Source organism: Methylomusa anaerophila, assembly GCF_003966895.1.
Taxonomy (GTDB): Bacteria; Bacillota; Negativicutes; order Sporomusales; family Sporomusaceae; genus Methylomusa; species Methylomusa anaerophila.
This window is the reverse complement of sequence record NZ_AP018449.1, coordinates 421,215-437,157: the sequence shown is the minus strand read 5'-3', so window position 1 is coordinate 437,157 and position 15,943 is coordinate 421,215. Positions and strand designations below refer to the sequence as shown.

Annotated in this window: 20 protein-coding genes; 18 read left to right on the top strand and 2 right to left on the bottom strand. The window is 46.1% G+C overall.

Going from position 1 to position 15,943, the window contains the following annotated elements; genetic code table 11:
* Positions 1 to 209: 209 nt before the first annotated feature.
* The 15 genes from MAMMFC1_RS01890 (at position 210) to MAMMFC1_RS01820 (ending at position 13,199) form a co-directional block, all read left to right on the top strand.
* Positions 210 to 2,060 carry a TIGR03960 family B12-binding radical SAM protein gene (locus tag MAMMFC1_RS01890; protein ID WP_126310387.1) on the top strand — a complete coding sequence of 617 codons (1,851 nt, stop codon included), beginning with the start codon at positions 210 to 212 and terminating at the stop codon, positions 2,058 to 2,060.
* Complete coding sequence (locus MAMMFC1_RS01885) at positions 2,060 to 2,767, top strand: TIGR03936 family radical SAM-associated protein (protein ID WP_126305982.1); 708 nt, start codon at positions 2,060 to 2,062, stop codon at positions 2,765 to 2,767. The genes MAMMFC1_RS01890 and MAMMFC1_RS01885 overlap by 1 nt, the downstream gene beginning before the upstream one ends.
* 172 nt (positions 2,768 to 2,939) lie before the next feature.
* Positions 2,940 to 3,251: a 50S ribosomal protein L21 gene (gene rplU, locus MAMMFC1_RS01880; RefSeq protein ID WP_126305980.1), complete on the top strand. Its 312-nt coding sequence runs from the start codon at positions 2,940 to 2,942 to the stop codon at positions 3,249 to 3,251.
* 375 nt (positions 3,252 to 3,626) lie between these two features.
* Positions 3,627 to 3,947, top strand: coding sequence for a ribosomal-processing cysteine protease Prp (locus tag MAMMFC1_RS01875; protein WP_126305978.1), 321 nt, complete (start codon positions 3,627 to 3,629; stop codon positions 3,945 to 3,947).
* Positions 3,948 to 3,953: 6 nt separating this feature from the next.
* Positions 3,954 to 4,265, top strand: coding sequence for a 50S ribosomal protein L27 (rpmA, locus tag MAMMFC1_RS01870; RefSeq protein WP_126305976.1), 312 nt, complete (start codon positions 3,954 to 3,956; stop codon positions 4,263 to 4,265).
* 135 nt (positions 4,266 to 4,400) lie between these two features.
* Positions 4,401 to 4,628, top strand: coding sequence for a Spo0B domain-containing protein (locus tag MAMMFC1_RS01865; RefSeq protein WP_126305974.1), 228 nt, complete (start codon positions 4,401 to 4,403; stop codon positions 4,626 to 4,628).
* Positions 4,629 to 4,808: 180 nt separating this feature from the next.
* Positions 4,809 to 6,080, top strand: a complete 1,272-nt coding sequence (gene obgE / locus MAMMFC1_RS01860; RefSeq protein ID WP_126305972.1) for a GTPase ObgE — start codon at positions 4,809 to 4,811, stop codon at positions 6,078 to 6,080.
* Positions 6,081 to 6,103: 23 nt separating this feature from the next.
* Positions 6,104 to 7,231, top strand: coding sequence for a glutamate 5-kinase (proB, locus tag MAMMFC1_RS01855; RefSeq protein WP_126305970.1), 1,128 nt, complete (start codon positions 6,104 to 6,106; stop codon positions 7,229 to 7,231).
* Positions 7,232 to 7,271: 40 nt separating this feature from the next.
* Positions 7,272 to 8,540 (top strand): glutamate-5-semialdehyde dehydrogenase, encoded by a 1,269-nt coding sequence (locus MAMMFC1_RS01850; protein WP_408631236.1) that lies wholly within the window; start codon positions 7,272 to 7,274, stop codon positions 8,538 to 8,540.
* A 126-nt stretch (positions 8,541 to 8,666) separates the two neighbouring features.
* Positions 8,667 to 9,287, top strand: coding sequence for a nicotinate-nucleotide adenylyltransferase (gene nadD / locus MAMMFC1_RS01845; protein ID WP_126305968.1), 621 nt, complete (start codon positions 8,667 to 8,669; stop codon positions 9,285 to 9,287).
* Positions 9,288 to 9,395: 108 nt separating this feature from the next.
* Positions 9,396 to 9,677 (top strand): RNA recognition motif domain-containing protein, encoded by a 282-nt coding sequence (locus MAMMFC1_RS01840; protein WP_232035614.1) that lies wholly within the window; start codon positions 9,396 to 9,398, stop codon positions 9,675 to 9,677.
* Positions 9,678 to 9,861: 184 nt separating this feature from the next.
* On the top strand, positions 9,862 to 10,428 hold the full coding sequence (gene yqeK, locus MAMMFC1_RS01835) for a bis(5'-nucleosyl)-tetraphosphatase (symmetrical) YqeK (protein ID WP_126305964.1): 567 nt from the start codon (positions 9,862 to 9,864) through the stop codon (positions 10,426 to 10,428).
* A gap of 352 nt (positions 10,429 to 10,780) precedes the next feature.
* Positions 10,781 to 11,791, top strand: a complete 1,011-nt coding sequence (locus MAMMFC1_RS01830) for an LCP family protein (protein ID WP_232035613.1) — start codon at positions 10,781 to 10,783, stop codon at positions 11,789 to 11,791.
* Positions 11,792 to 11,946: 155 nt separating this feature from the next.
* Positions 11,947 to 12,318, top strand: a complete 372-nt coding sequence (gene rsfS, locus MAMMFC1_RS01825) for a ribosome silencing factor (RefSeq protein WP_126305962.1) — start codon at positions 11,947 to 11,949, stop codon at positions 12,316 to 12,318.
* Positions 12,315 to 13,199 carry a CvfB family protein gene (locus tag MAMMFC1_RS01820; protein ID WP_126305960.1) on the top strand — a complete coding sequence of 295 codons (885 nt, stop codon included), beginning with the start codon at positions 12,315 to 12,317 and terminating at the stop codon, positions 13,197 to 13,199. Before rsfS ends, MAMMFC1_RS01820 begins: the two co-directional genes overlap by 4 nt.
* Before the next feature lie 48 nt (positions 13,200 to 13,247).
* On the opposite strand, the gene MAMMFC1_RS21240 is transcribed toward MAMMFC1_RS01820, so the two are convergent.
* Both MAMMFC1_RS21240 and MAMMFC1_RS21235 read right to left on the bottom strand, forming a co-directional pair.
* Entirely contained in the window at positions 13,248 to 13,388 is a 141-nt protein-coding gene (locus MAMMFC1_RS21240) for a hypothetical protein (RefSeq protein ID WP_158618604.1), read from the bottom strand.
* 98 nt (positions 13,389 to 13,486) lie between these two features.
* Positions 13,487 to 13,630 (bottom strand): hypothetical protein, encoded by a 144-nt coding sequence (locus MAMMFC1_RS21235; RefSeq protein ID WP_158618603.1) that lies wholly within the window; start codon positions 13,628 to 13,630, stop codon positions 13,487 to 13,489.
* 199 nt (positions 13,631 to 13,829) lie between these two features.
* Between MAMMFC1_RS21235 and MAMMFC1_RS21090 the strand changes: the two genes are divergently transcribed.
* The 3 genes from MAMMFC1_RS21090 to MAMMFC1_RS22570 all read left to right on the top strand — a co-directional run bounded on the left by MAMMFC1_RS21090 (position 13,830) and on the right by MAMMFC1_RS22570 (position 15,922).
* Positions 13,830 to 14,141, top strand: a complete 312-nt coding sequence (locus tag MAMMFC1_RS21090) for a hypothetical protein (RefSeq protein WP_232035612.1) — start codon at positions 13,830 to 13,832, stop codon at positions 14,139 to 14,141.
* A gap of 117 nt (positions 14,142 to 14,258) precedes the next feature.
* Complete coding sequence (locus MAMMFC1_RS01810) at positions 14,259 to 15,485, top strand: ATP-binding protein (protein ID WP_126305956.1); 1,227 nt, start codon at positions 14,259 to 14,261, stop codon at positions 15,483 to 15,485.
* A 215-nt stretch (positions 15,486 to 15,700) separates the two neighbouring features.
* Positions 15,701 to 15,922 carry an HAD family hydrolase gene (locus MAMMFC1_RS22570; protein ID WP_126305954.1) on the top strand — a complete coding sequence of 74 codons (222 nt, stop codon included), beginning with the start codon at positions 15,701 to 15,703 and terminating at the stop codon, positions 15,920 to 15,922.
* Positions 15,923 to 15,943: the final 21 nt, after the last annotated feature.

Genomic DNA, 15,943 nt, shown 5'->3' with positions numbered 1-15,943 from the left:
TTGATATTTCCGGCGGGAAAATACATAATATTCCTGATGCTATGTTTGTCAGTAAATAGGATTCGGAAGTCAGGTTTCAGGATAAAAGAACGCTCGTCAAGATATATTCTGACTCCTGACTCCTGACTCCTGACTCCTGACTCCTGACTTCTGAATACCTGAATAAACAACCACTATCCATGAATCAGCGGAGGTAGATGATGAGTTCCATTGTTGCACTTAGCCCTGCTATTTTAAATCACGTTGCCAAACCTGCCCGATATACCGGAAATGAATGGAACAGCGTAGTGAAAGACCCGGCAGCTGTTATTGTCAATTTTGCCCTGGCTATGCCGGATGTGTATGAAGTTGGCATGTCCAATTTAGGACTGAAAATATTGTATCAGATTCTCAATAATCGATCAGACACTGCTGCGGAGAGAGTGTATGCTCCCTGGGTGGATATGGAAAGGGAGATGCGAGTTGGCGGCATCCCTTTGTTTACCCTTGAATCCAGGCGTCCTGTAGCGGATTTTGATGTAGTGGGTTTTTCTTTGCAGTATGAACTCAGTTATACAAATGTGCTCAATATGCTGGACTTAGCCGGAATCCCCGTTTTGGCCCGCGAACGGAATGAACGGCAGCCGCTGGTGGCATGCGGCGGACCGTGCGTGTTCAATCCTGAGCCAATGGCGGATTTTACCGATTTCTTTGTTTTGGGAGAAGGGGAGGAAGTAATCAAGGAAACTGTTGAAGTAATAGCTGCCTGGAAAAAACGGGGAAAACCAGGCGGCAAGGAGGGAGTGCTTAAAGATTTAGCCCGGCTTAACGGCATTTATATACCCGCCTTTTATGATGTTTCTTACCATAGTGACGGTAGAGTAAGCATGGTAAAACCATTGTCCCCGGAAGTTAAGCCGGTTATTAGCAAGCGGGTTGTTAGAGATATGGACGCCGTCGATTTCGCAACTAAGCCAATCGTTCCGTACATTGAAATTGTACATAACCGGATTATGCTGGAATTGTTTCGCGGCTGTACCAGAGGGTGCCGTTTTTGTCAGGCGGGAACCATCTACCGACCGGTCAGGGAACGAAAAATGGAAACACTCCTGGCCCATGCGCAGGAACTGGTGGACAACACCGGCTATAATGAAATTTCACTTGTATCCTTAAGTTCTGCCGATTATTCCTGTTTATCCGATCTAATTCATTCATTGATAGACAGGTTTAAAGATCAGGGAGTGAGTATTTCGCTGCCTTCCCTTAGAATTGACAGTTTTTCCATAGAGTTGGCCAAACAGGTGCAACAGGTCCGAAAAAGCGGCCTGACTTTCGCACCCGAGGCCGGCACTCAGCGTATGCGGAATGTAATCAATAAAGGAGTTACCCACGAAGATTTGCTGACTGCGGTTGGCGCTGCTTTTTGCGCCGGTTGGTCTTCGGTTAAGCTTTACTTTATGATCGGTTTACCAACCGAGACAGATGAAGATGTGAGCGGAATTGCCAACTTAGCCCAGGAAGTTATGAATCTGTATAAAGAGATCAAAGGCCGTCGCGGGGCTAAAGTTACGATTAGCGTCTCTTCATTTGTACCCAAACCCCATACCCCTTTCCAGTGGTTTGGGCAAAACCCGGTAGAGGAAATCGAACGTAAACAGAGACTGTTGCGGTCATTGATCAAAGACCGTAATATTACTCTGAATTGGCACGATGCTCGCACCAGCTTTTTGGAAGGAGTATTTTCGCGGGGAGACCGGCGTTTAGGACGGGTTCTGTATCAGGCTTGGCAGAATGGGGCAAGGTTTGACGGATGGTCGGAGCATTTTAAATTCGACGTATGGATGGAGGCGTTTGTTGCAACCGGCATAGATCCTGCGTTTTACGCCAACCGGGAGCGGCAGTTTGATGAAATACTGCCATGGGATCACCTTTCTTCAGGAGTGGACAAGTCCTTTTTAGTCCGGGAGTACGGACAGGCCCTGAGCGAATCTGTAACAAAAGACTGCCGGCGGGATTTGTGCGCAGATTGTGGCGTGTGCCCTGGACTGGGCGTTGATCCGGTTGACTGGGGGTGTAGGTAGTGGCGAAATTGAGACTTGAGATTACCAAAGGCGAAGCCATTCGTTACATATCGCATTTGGATTATGCCGGAACCATTGAACGCGCGCTGCGGCGGGCCAAGTTACCGGTTTCCTACTCAGAAGGGTTCAATCCGCACATGAAACTGGCTTTTGCGTCGGCCCTTGCGGTCGGGGTTACCAGTCTAGCAGAGTATATGGACGTGGAGCTTACCGGGGAATTAGATCTACAAGAAATAAAAAATAGACTGGAACCAATGCTGCCGGCAGGAATCTCATTCAATGAGGCAAAATATATCGAAAAGCATAGTCCGGCGCTTATGGCCATAGTCAATTTGGCTGCTTATCGGGTTGTTGCACCTCTTTCTAATGGTGAAGATAGGGAGAAGGTTACGAATTGTATTCGGCAGTTTAATTCGGCGTCCTGCGTTCCATATACGAAAGAATCGCCTAAAGGACGACGGGAGATTGACATTAAAGAATTTATGGGCGAGGATGTCAGGATCTCTGGGGATAATCTGTTGACAGACAGCGTCAGTCTTGATGTTGCTTTAAGGATTACTCCGCAGGGAAGTGTCAAACCCTCGGAGCTGGTTGATGCCCTAATAATTTCATTTGGCCTGCCGGTAAAAAAGGATGCTGTGTTGATTGAGAGGACCGGCTTATTTGTTACTGATGGAATGTTACGCTTTTCCCCGCTAAAAATGTGATAGAGGATTGTTGCATAGAAGATTGTTGATTTATTGACATAGCATTTCCGGTATGCTAAAATTAATGATTGTAGGCAAGTCGCCTGCGCCAACCGCTCGGAGAGGTTTTAAACCGATTCTAAACCGAATTCGTACCGTATCCGGCGAGTCTAGTAGTAGGGGAGGTGCAACAATGTACGCTATCATCGAGACAGGTGGCAAGCAATATCGTGTCAGTGAAGGCGATGTGCTTACGATTGAGAAACTTGAAGCGGCTGAAGGCGAGTCTGTGGATTTTGACCGTGTTCTCACCGTGGTTAAAGACGGCGAAGTGGTCATTGGCAAGCCGGTTGTTTCCGGCGCCAAAGTAACCGCTCAAGTGGTCGAGCATGGTAAAGGCAGGAAGATTCTAGTATTTAAATATAAAGCCAAATCCAATTATCGTCGTCGGCAAGGCCATCGCCAGCCATTTACCAAAGTTCGCATTGAAAAGATCGAAGCTTAAGGCTGCCGTATCTATTCAAATTATTAAATGCCTCGAACTATCCTAAAAACTAAAACGTCATAAGACCAAAGACCGGAACCACAGAGACGCAGAGGACGCCGAGGGACACAGAGAAATGAGTAGTAAGTAAGCTTGTATCCGCCCGTTTACCAACTGCCTCGAACTGCTTAGAAGTCGTCAGCTGCTAGGCGCGACGAGAACCGGAACGCAAGCGTACTGGTTGTACGCTGGAGTGAGGACCGCAGGAGCACGATTCTGATTTCGTTAGTATTATCAACGCAAGTAACTTGTCGCAGATAATAGCAACGCAGATTGTGCGGCGACGCAGCATGGCGGCTTATAAGCAGTTCCCTACTAAAAGGTGAATGGTTTGGTATGATTACAGCAGAAATTATGCGTAGTTCCCCTCATGATATCAAGGGATTCCGTATCACCGGACACGCAGACGCCGGCCCCCATGGGCATGATATTGTGTGTGCAGGTGTTTCGGCGTTGACGCAATCGGCAATTATGGGGTTGGAACGTTATTTACACCGTGATATTGAAGTTAAACAATCCAAAGATGGATTGTCCATAGAGCTTGTTGGGCAACCTGACCAGTTGACAGGTGCTGTGCTTGAAACAATGGTGTTAGGACTCACCGAAATAGCTAAATTGTATCCAAGGAGTGTTCGTATTGTTGACTACAGGAGGTGAGAAAACATGAAAGATCTGAAATTAAAATTTAATTCCTTTGATTTGCAGTTGTTTGCTCATAAGAAAGGTGTGGGCAGCTCCCGCAACGGACGTGACAGCGAAGCCAAACGCCTTGGTGTCAAGCGTCACGCCGGTGAAGTCGTAACTGCCGGCAGTATTCTGGTTCGCCAGCGCGGTACACATTTCCACCCTGGCCATAATGTAGGGATAGGCAAGGATGATACTTTATATGCCATGGTTGCCGGCAAAGTCTCCTTTGAGCGCAAAGGTCGCGATGATCGCCAAGTTAGCGTTTATCCGGCAGACGAAGCAATGTAATAGACAGACGTGCGTACCCGCGGCTAGATAAAGGCTGCGGGTATTTTTTTAGGATACATCAAAATGAGACAGGTATTTCACAGTGTCAGGGCGAAGTGAAGTCTAATTGTATCTTATAGAAGGGATTGATTACGCATGGGTAAACATGTCGAGTGCACAGATGTGGCGACTTGCGCTGAGGTAATGAAATTGCTTCGTGTTCAAAGGCATGACTTTCTCAATCATTTACAAGTGATTCATGCAATGATACAGTTGGGTAAATCCGACAAAGCTTTACAGTATATTGAAAAACTGGCTCAGGACCCTAAACTGGTAACCAATCCTTTGGCTGCTTATGAAACGGGTCAAACTACCGACGATTAAGAAAGCGGCAGGATATAGCAAGATACAAGAGATTAGTATATAGAAGTTATAAGATTTCCGACGGTCTATAATTATTTGAGTTAACGCATATATTACTTATTGTAGTATGAAAATCTCAGTATCTCAGATGTTAGGAGAATTCGTCCGCCATCTGGTATGGGAAGGTAAAGGGGAATATCAATGTTTATTGATAGAGCAAAAATAACCGTGAAGGCAGGCACCGGCGGAAACGGCATGTCTAGTTTCCGCCGGGAGAAATATGTGCCCAAAGGCGGACCCAGCGGTGGTGATGGCGGGCGAGGCGGTAATATAATAATAGTCGGCGACGATAGCCTAAATACATTAGTTGATTTTCGCTATAAGCGTTTGTTTAAATCAGACAACGGGGCAAACGGTCAGACTAGCAACATGCACGGACGGAGCGGCGATGATTTATATATCAAAGTTCCTCCCGGAACGGTTATCAAAGAGGAAGCAAGCGGACAGATCCTCGGCGACATTGTTAATCCCGGACAGGAATTTATTGTGGCTAGAGGTGGTCGCGGCGGGCGCGGGAACGCTCGTTTTGTATCCAGCACTCACCGTGCTCCTACTTTTGCGGAATTAGGAGAACCAGGGGAAGAAAGAACCTTGCTGTTAGAAATGAAACTTCTTGCCGATGTTGGTCTTATAGGATACCCCAGTGTTGGAAAATCAAGCATTTTGGCTAAGGTTTCGGCAGCTAAACCGGAAATTGCCGCCTATCATTTTACTACCCTGACTCCCGTCCTCGGGGTAGTTAGCATGGGAGAAGGCCAGAATTTTGTTTTGGCTGATATCCCGGGACTGATTGAAGGCGCTCATACGGGAGTTGGCCTTGGTCATGATTTTCTTCGCCACATTGAAAGAACTAAGGTACTTATACATGTAATCGACGCTTCCGGGATTGAGGGACGCGATCCAATCGATGATTATCATAAAATTAATAAGGAACTGAAGTTATATAACGAACGTTTAGCCAAACGGCCCCAAATTATAGCCGCAAATAAAATGGACCTTCCCGAAGCTAGGAATAACTATCCCCAAATTGCTGATTACATGAAAGAACTGGGCCATGAAATATATCCTATTTCTGCTGCCACTGGCAGCGGCTTACCACAGCTGATGCAGCGGGCGGCTCAATTGTTGTCCGAATATGTGGAAGAGCCGGAAGAAATTGAAGAAGTAAAAATATACGATGCTTATCCGGATGATGAATTTGTGATTACAAGAGATGACAGCGGCGCTTACCTTGTATCCGGACAGGGTATTGAAAAACTGGTAGCAATGACGAACTTTGCCAATGAGGAGGGCTTACGCCGGTTTCAGACTATTTGGCGCAAAATGGGTATTGAGGATGAACTTAAGGCCCGTGGTATTCAAGAAGGCGATACAGTTCGAATTCGGGATATGGAATTTGAATTTAAACAGTAAGTATTGTGATGGGGAGGGGGAAGATGCTTACCAGGACAAACTTGTTCAGTGTAAGGCGAGTTGTCGTTAAGGTGGGAACAAGCACGATAACGCACAGTACAGGTAAACTAAATTTACTTAGGATTGAAAAGCTGGCACGGGAATTATCCGATCTTGCCAACCAGGGAAAACAAATAATTCTGGTCACATCCGGGGCGGTTGGCGCGGGAATGGACCGCTTAGGCCTGAAAGAAAAACCTAAAACCATTCCGGAAAAGCAAGCGGCTGCGGCTGTAGGACAAGGCATATTGATGCATATTTACGAAAAAATGTTTGGCGAATACGGTCAGATTGTCGCGCAAGTGCTTTTGACCCGGGCAGACTCCGATAATCGACGGCAATATACTAACTCCCGCAATGCCTTGACGACCCTTTTAAGCCAAGGTGTCATACCCATTATCAATGAAAATGACGCGGTAGCTGTCGACGAACTTAGAATTGGCGAAAACGACACGTTATCAGCTATAGTGGCAGGTATTATTGATGCGGATTTACTGGTGATCTTGTCTGACGTCGACGGAGTATACACCGCCAACCCGCAAACATGCCCGACAGCCGAACTTATTTCGGAAATTACCGATATTACGCCGGAAACTGAGGCGTTAGCAGGCGGACCTGGTACCGCGCGGGGTACCGGCGGTATGTATACAAAAATACAAGCAGCGAAAATTGCTGTGAACTCCGGCATAACCATGGTCGTTGCCTCCGGCGTCCGGGATGGGGTTGTGCGCGACATTATCGGCGGAGCTGCTATCGGCACCTTTTTTGTTTCGAAGGAAAACCGTCTGCAGATTCGGAAACGATGGCTGGCTTTCGGTGCGCCGGTTAACGGTGCAGTAACTGTTGATTCAGGCTGTGAGCAAGCTATACTTACCTGCGGATCAAGCTTGCTGGCGGCAGGTGTGATTAAGGTGGAAGGAGACTTTGAGCATGGGAATACGGTGCGAATCGTTAATTTAGCAGGACGGGAAATCGCGCGGGGCATTACCAACTACAACTCGGAAGACGTATTGAAGATTATGGGAACTCATACTCAGGAGATTTCCGACATATTAGGTTACAAGCCTTACGATGAAGTGGTTCATCGTGATAATATGGTCTTATTGGTTTAGCTTGAAGAGACTGGTGAACCGTCTCATATAGGAGGAGGGAATTAGTTTGGACCAAAAGGATTACCTGGCTGAACTGGCACATAAGGGCATAACGGCAAAAGCGGCAGCACGGAGGCTGGCTACTGTGCCAACCAGTGTTAAGAATAAGGCTCTTAATAATATGGCGGATGCTCTGGAGAGAGAGAACTCTTGTATTATAGCGGCCAATGCCGAAGACGTTGCCAGAGGGAAAAAGAATTCTTTGCCGAATTCCCTGATTGACCGTCTTATGCTCAATGACGCCAGAATCAAAGATATGGCTGAAGGCTTGCGACAGATTTCCAGGCTGCCTGATCCTATCGGCGAGACAATTGCGGGGTGGCAAAGACCTAATGGATTAAAGATTAATAAAATTCGTGTGCCCCTTGGGGTTATTGGCATCATTTATGAGGCCCGGCCTAACGTAACGGTAGATGCAGCCGGACTTTGCCTTAAAGCGGGAAATGCGGTAATATTGCGCGGCGGGTCAGAAGCCATTGTCTCTAACACGGCGATCACTCAGGTAATTGCAGATGCTGCAAAAGCTGCGGATATTCCGGAAGGCGCCATTCAACTGGTTGCTACTACGGACAGGCAGGCGGTTAATGCCATGTTACGGCTTAACCAATATCTCGATGTTATTATTCCCCGGGGAGGAGCCGGGCTAATCAAGACAGTAGTTGAAAATAGCAGCGTACCTGTTATTGAGACCGGTACAGGAGTTTGCCACACGTTTATTGATGGCACCGCCGATTTAGATATTGCTCAGGAAGTGGCCTTCAATGCAAAAGTATCGCGTCCGGGAGTTTGCAATGCCATGGAAACGCTGCTGGTACATAAAGATGTGGCTGCCCAGTTTCTGCCCAGCATGCTGGAAAGGTACCACCAAGCAGGAGTGGAGCTTAGAGGATGCCCGGCGGCCATAGGGTATCACCCTTCCGTTAAAACGGCCACGGAAGAGGATTGGGCTACGGAATATCTGGATTTTATCCTCGCCGTCAAAGTTGTTAATAGCCTTGATGATGCCCTTGAGCATATATCGGCCTATGGTACCCGTCACTCAGAAGCCATTATTACCCGGGATTATAATAGCGCAAAACGTTTTCAGAATGAAGTGGATGCTGCCGCAGTATACGTTAATGCCTCCACCCGGTTTACTGACGGTTTTGAGTTTGGTTTCGGCGCCGAGATTGGTATCAGTACGCAAAAACTTCACGCCAGGGGGCCGATGGGGCTGCCTGAGCTTACAAGTATCAAATACATCATTGATGGCAATGGGCAAATAAGATAAATCCTTACCTGCTCCTTACCCTGATAATACATTAAGATTTCTTTTACCTGGTTTGGCACTGACAAGTCTTATTTTATAATAAACTGGCAAGAGATTGCATTTAAATAGAGTAGAGGGGCAGATAATATGGCGGTTCATCAAAAAATAAAAATAGGAATCATGGGAGGAACTTTTGATCCCATTCATATCGGGCATCTGGTTACGGCGGAGGCGGTACGCATGGAGTATGATCTCAGCAAGGTGCTATTCATTCCTGCCGGCAATCCGCCCCATAAACAAGGTTCTCGTGTGACTCCCGCAGTTCATCGTTATACTATGACCGTTATGGCTACTTATTCTAACCCATATTATTATGTATCGGCAATTGAGCTGGAACGTTCCGGTCCTTCCTATACGATTGATACCATAAGAGAATTAATTAATCGTTACGGGGTGCAGGCAGAGTTCTATTTTATTACCGGCGCGGATGCAATCAGAGATTTATCCACATGGAAAGATATCGACCAATTGCTGGATTTATGTTACTTCGTTGCTGCTACCAGGCCGGGGAGCATTAGTTATATTGATCAGGTGATAAAACAATTTGGTGTCAAAGGGCGCCAGCGAATTCAAAGACTTGCGACTCCAGAACTGGAAATATCTTCAACCGATATTCGCGAGCGGGTTAAAAGAGGACTATCCATAAAATATATTGTTCCCGAAAGCGTTGAATGTTATATACTAAAAGAAGGTTTATATCTGGATTGAGCCTTTTCTCAATAGCGGACGGACGTTCCAAATAAAGGCAGACGAGACTGGGCATAAATAAAGCAAATTTGCAGATAATGTTAACGTAAAATTTTAGTTCTCAGTATCTTGATCACGGAAAGAGAGGTGATTTCTCTGATGGCAAAAACTCTCTACGTCGGTAATCTGCCTTGGAATACCACTGATACCGCCCTTGCCGAGGCTTTTCGTCCTCATGGTTCGGTTATTTCCAGTAGGATTATTACTGATAAGGAAACGGGTCGGTCGCGAGGTTTTGGGTTTGTGGAAGTAGAAGACACCGATGCGGAAAAGATGGTTGAGGCCATGAATGGCGCCCAAGTAGGCGGTCGCCAAATTGTTGTAAATGAAGCTAAGCCGCGGCAAGGTTAGAAAAGTGCTGCTGACAGCTATAGGCTGTATTATAGTTCATTCATAGGATGAAGCGAGCGTTGTTTAGATGTGCTTTGATGCATCAGCCTCCTTATATAAGATATAAGGAGGTTTTTATTTTCCCGCTTAAAGGAAAATGACCATTTTTGGCGAACCTTTAGAACTGAGAAGATAGGTGATATACATGATTTTACAAAAGAATACAGAAAAACTGGCGGCAAAGTTGTCGCCCAAGCGTTTTCAGCACTCGCTGCGGGTAAGCGAAACGGCGGCTATCCTGGCAAAGCGATTTGATGCTGATGAAGAAAAGGCACGCGTTGCCGGACTATTACACGATTGTGCAAGAGACATAACTGACAAGCAACTATTACAATTAGCTAAAGATTTTGCAATAGTGACGACTGATGTCGATATATACCACCCCACGCTGCTTCATGCTCCGGTCGCCTCGTATTTAGCTCAAACTGAATACAATACAGATGACCCGGAAATACTGCGGGCCATTTCTTTGCATACTACCGGCGGACCAAGCATGAACGTACTTGATAAAATTATTTATCTGGCTGACTTCATCGAACCTGGACGGAATTTCCCAGGGGTGGACAAGTTGCGGAGTTTGGCGGCAGCGGATCTGGATACGGCTGTGCTGGCTGCATTTGACCAGTCGCTGCAATACATAATAGCCCAAGGTAATCTTATTCATCCTGCTACAATTGAGGGGCGTAATTGGTTAATACGTCAATTACTTTAAGCAGGGAACTGCTTAGAAGCCGCCATCTGCGTTGTTGCTCCTGTGGTCCTCACTCCAGCGTACGCCCAGTACGCTGGAGTTCCGGTCCTCGTCGCGCCTAGCAGCTGACGACTTCTAAGCAGTTCGAGGCAGTTGGTGGGCTGGCGGATACAAGCTTACTGCTCGTTAAGATAGAAAGTGCTGGAAAACGTTATCTGTTATGTTTTTTCAACACTCTTCGTTATCCATTCTCTGTGTCCTCGGCATCTCTGTGGTTCCGGTTTCTTTGTCTTATAACGTTTTAGCTTTTCAGGATAGTTCGTGCATATGATAGCTGGGTGGATACAAGTATAAGGAAAGGAGTTTTCCTAGGATGCGAGATATGAATTTGCGAGCCAGGGGCAGGCGGCGAAAGATTAGATGGGATCGAGTATTCTTGGTGCTGGTACTGTTCCTGCTGGTGATTGCATCGTTGGCCGGCGCTTCAATATATGTCTATACAATTCTAACGCGCGAGCCGGCTGCAAGAGTGGCGGCAACGGCAGAAAGACCGGTCCAGACTCTGAATAACAGAGTGAATATTCTCATCCTCGGCTTAGATGATTTGGACCGCGATAATCCCGGGAATACGGCCAGACGCTCTGATTCCATGATAATAGCCAGCTTCAATCCGGAAGACGGGACAATGAATCTGCTGTCTTTGCCTCGTGATACAGAAGTGAGCATTCCAGGCCATAAAGGACTTGACAAACTCAATCATGCATATGCTTACGGCGGGCCGGAACTGGCTCGAAACACGGTTGAACAATTTTTGCGCGTTCCGATTAATTACTATGTGGCACTGGATTGGGAAGGATTCATAAAGATTAGTGATATTCTCGGCGGTGTCAACTTATATGTCGAGCATGATATGAACTATGATGACCCGTATGCAGACTTACAGATTCATTTAGCCAGAGGGTATCAGCATCTAGATGGGAACAAAGCCGGGCAATATGTGCGGTATCGCAGCGACGAACTTGGTGATATAGGGCGGGTGCAGCGTCAGCAGCGATTTTTAAAAGCTATTGTTAAAGAATCAATGCAATTTGGTAGCATTTTTAAAATGCCTGCATTGGCATCTGCCGCCAAACAGCACATTCATACCGACATGTCGTTTTTTACGTTGTTCAAATTAGCCATCAACCTGGCAAATTTTAAAACTGACAGCGTACATGCTGAAATGCTGCCTGGTAACTTTGCAACAATTGACGGCTCAAGTTATTGGATTTTGGATAAAGACCAGGCTAAGCTAATTGTCGAAAAGATGTTATTATCTACGAATACAAAAATGAGTGGAGTTTATCAGAATGGGTCCGGTGGTGCTTCAATTCGGAAAAATTGACATGAAAGTCTGCAGCAGGACTCGCGGCAGGCTTTTCCATTATTTTTGCAGGAAAGACACAAGTCAAATAGAATAATTTCATATAGAAAAAGCCATATTGTAAAAATATAATAAAGACAATAAAGGCATGGAGCACATGTTCAGGAGGTCAGTTGATGAACCATTTTAAGGTCAACGAATTAACGCAAGATATTGCCCAGGCTGCCAGTGACAAAAAGGCCAGGGATATTTTGATCATGGATCTTACGAATATTTCCCCTGTTACCGATCACTTCGTGATTTGCAGTGCTGGCTCTACTACCCAAGTGAAAGCCATTGCTGATCATATTGAGGAAAAACTTGCCGCGAAAGGTATAAAGCCGCTGCACAAGGAAGGTTATCGCGAATCTCATTGGATTTTATTGGACTACGGCTCTTGTGTGGCCCACATCTTTGTTGAAGAAGACCGGCAGTTTTATCAATTGGAACGTTTATGGAACGACGCTAAAGCGATAGTCTTTGAGACAACGGCCCAGGATGTAGTATGACAAACCGGGCAGCAGCATATAAACCGGGTGAGGTAGTTACTCTAACAGTTGCCAGGGTATCCGAACTAGGCGCTTTTTTAGATGCCGGGACGGGTAACAGTAATGATGACATTTTATTGCACAAGGCTCAACAAACTGATGAAGTAGCCATCGGGCAGCAGATAAAAGTTTATTTGTATTTAGATCCCAAGGGCCGTTTGACAGCCAGTATGCGTTTACCGCAAATGCGGGAGGGGCAAGTGGCGAAAGTAACTGTAATAAACACTTCGAAGGATGGCGCCTTTGTCAATATTGGCGCCGAACGGGGAGTATTTATGCCTTTTGCCGGCATGCGCGGCAAGGTGCGAAAAGGAGATAAAGTATGGGTTAAGCTGTATCGGGACAAAACGGGCCGCCTGGCAGTCACTATGGAAGTGGAGGATGAACTCAGGCAGGCGTCCAAACCGGCTGAGAATGTCAAGGTGGGAGATCTGCTGACCGGATCGGTCTATAACTATAACGATCAGGGCGCGTTCCTCTTTACTCAGGAAAGATATATTGCCTTTTTGCATAACAATGAGATGATCAAAAGACCTCAGGTTGGCGAGGAACTGACAGTCCGGGTGACGTATATCCGGGATGACGGCCGGGTCAATGTATCTATGCGCCCGCAAAAAGAAGATGCTATTGAGACGGATGCTGCCAACATAATTGATTTTTTATCAAAACGCGGCGGGAAGATGCCTTATAGCGACGATACTCCGCCGGAAATTATTAAGGAAAAGTTCAATATTAGCAAAGCAGCCTTTAAACGGGCTATAGGCCGATTAATAAGGTCCGGTAAAGTGGAACAGAAAGAAGCCTGGACGTATCTTACCGGTGATACAACAAAAGAAGAATAACCAAGAGAGTATTTGACCCTCTTGGTTATTCCTGCTTTTATACTGACTTTAAGTGGGCAGAGAATTTTTACATGGCATATGCTTTTTGCCGCTGCCCTTTTCATTTACGTCATTATTTAATGAGTTGGCGGCGCTTTTATCTTTTTTTTCAGTTGAGGATTTCCATAAATCTTTATCTTTCGTTGCCATATTATCGCCCCCTATATAGAAGTTTGGCGGTAAGTTACCAAGAAGTTTAGAAACTGGAAGTTTCGAAGTTTAGTGGTAAACTACCGCTGAGTTAGCGGTCATTTTTTTCGCAGATCATCTGCCGACAACGTATTGTTGCTAACGTCATGTTTCGATTCCGTTTGTTTTTTATGCGGTCTTTCGCTTATCAGTTCGCGATTGCCGGCATTAGATTTATTGGAATCGGCTTTCTTATCAGGCATTATGATTTTCACCTCCATTCCTATAATAATTTTAGTTTTCCCAATGCAATAATGAACAATGTTTGTCAATAAGAGGAAAGAAAATGTCTCTCGATGAGATCACCGTCTTGATCAGCCAGATCGGCCCGTGACCGCCTTTATGCTCATCCGCACCGACAGGCGGCTGCGTTAGGGTACAACTACAGAAACATCGACGGAATTGCCGTCAGCTTCAACCCGGAGTGCAACTACATTATCGGGGGAGAACAATCTGGGGAAGAGCAATTTTCTCTCCCTCCTCGGCACTGTGTGCAGCGGCAAGGGATTCGACGAGAAGGACTTCGCTGATTTCGAGAAACCCATAGAGGCTGAACTGGAAATCCGGCTGCTGCCAAGCGAGCAGGGTTTTTTCGACGACAACTTCTCGCCGGATGACAAGATAAGCTGGATCGAACCGCTGGCCTCTTGCATGCCATTCAAGCGCTCTCCTAATATATCGGGTGTGCTATCCCACAAGCGAGAGGATATTTGATTTTAAGCATTTTTAAGTCAAAAAGTTATCGAAATAATATTGTTTTTAACTTATAGGTCAAAAACTCTTGACTTGCTTATGATATTCGTATATCATCTTCGCAAAGGAGTGAGTTTGATGATACCAAGAAATATCTATATGGATACACTGATGTCTTTCAAGGATAAGGACATAGTCAAAATCGTTACGGGCATCCGACGCTGCGGTAAATCCACCCTGCTGGATATGTTCTCAGACAATTTATTGGAGTCCGGCGTCCCTGTGGAGAATATTATCTGTCTGAACTTTGAATCTCTGCAGTACGAAGCAATCAAAGACTACCGCGCCCTGTATAAGGAGGTGTCCGGCAGGATATCAAAGACCGGCAAGAATTACATTATACTTGACGAGGTGCAGATGGTGTCAGGCTGGATGCGCGCGGTCAATTCCTTCCGCGTGGATTTCGATGTTGATATCTACATCACCGGCTCTAACGCCTATTTGCTTTCCTCTGATTTTGCAACGTTCCTGTCTGGTCGGTATGTGGAGATAAAAATGTTGCCGCTTTCCTTCAAGGAGTTTCTTGACTTCAATACCTTTGAATCGGGGACGAGCGATGAGCAGAAGTTTGAAACCTACCTTAAATATGGCGGTATGCCTTCTATTGCCGCCTATGATTTTCGACAGCGAGATATCAACGCCGCACTTGACGGTATTTATTCCTCCGTCATCCTTCGCGACGTCGTTGAGAGGAATAAGATAACCGATCAGGTGCTTCTTCGTAAGCTCATACTGTTCATGGCCGACAATATCGGCAACCTCACATCTCCCAACAATATTGGAAATGTATTGGTGCATGAGGGAGATCTGGATGAAGGCAAGCGGAAGAAGAACCCTGCCAGTAAAACCATAGCGGGATATATCTCCGCCCTTGAGAAAGCCTACGTGTTTTATGGCGTTGGCCGCTATGACATCAAGGGAAAGCAATACCTTAAAACGCAGAGCAAATATTATATGGTGGATACAGGTATTCGCAATATGCTCTTGGGCTATCGCGATGTGGACAGAGGACACATCCTTGAGAATGTTGTGTATTTTGAACTGCTCCGGCGCGGATACGATGTTTCCATCGGTAAAGCCGGGGAAAAGGAAGTTGACTTTATCGCCATCAGGCCCGATGAGAAGGTGTATTACCAGATTACCGAAACCATAACCGGCGGGCATACTCGGGAACGAGAGCTTGAACCGCTGCGCGGTATTAACGATAACTACGAAAAAGTCGTATTGTCAATGGACAGAAGCTTTGTAAACTCATATGAGGGCATCAAGGTGAAAAATATCGTAGATTTCCTGCTTGAGAAATAAACCTGATGCGATGGTATTGATGAGTTGATTTCTGCATGAAAATAATGAAAATAGCCGGCGGCAGCCGGCTATTTTTTTTGGAGATCGCCGTAATTTTATAAAACGCAACGCTTTATTATTTCTGTTACTGTACGTTGATTTTCCCCGCTTTCGCGTCCTCAATCATCCGGTCGAAGCCCGGACGGTGAAAACTCGTTCCCGAAACTCCGTCGTCAATGTATCGTCAAGTGACCGATTGCTCTGATGTCATCATAAAATTTCTGCTCCTTGTCGCCGCCTTCGGCGAGGACTACAACGACGTCGAAATGCTTCGGGAATGCGGTATCAGCGTGGCTGTATCCACCGCGATAGACGAGGTTAAGGCGGTAGCCGATGACATATGCGGTGATTGCGATGAGGATGGCGTGGCCCGGTGGCTGGAGGAGAATGTATTATGATGCAACAAGATGAACGGCTGT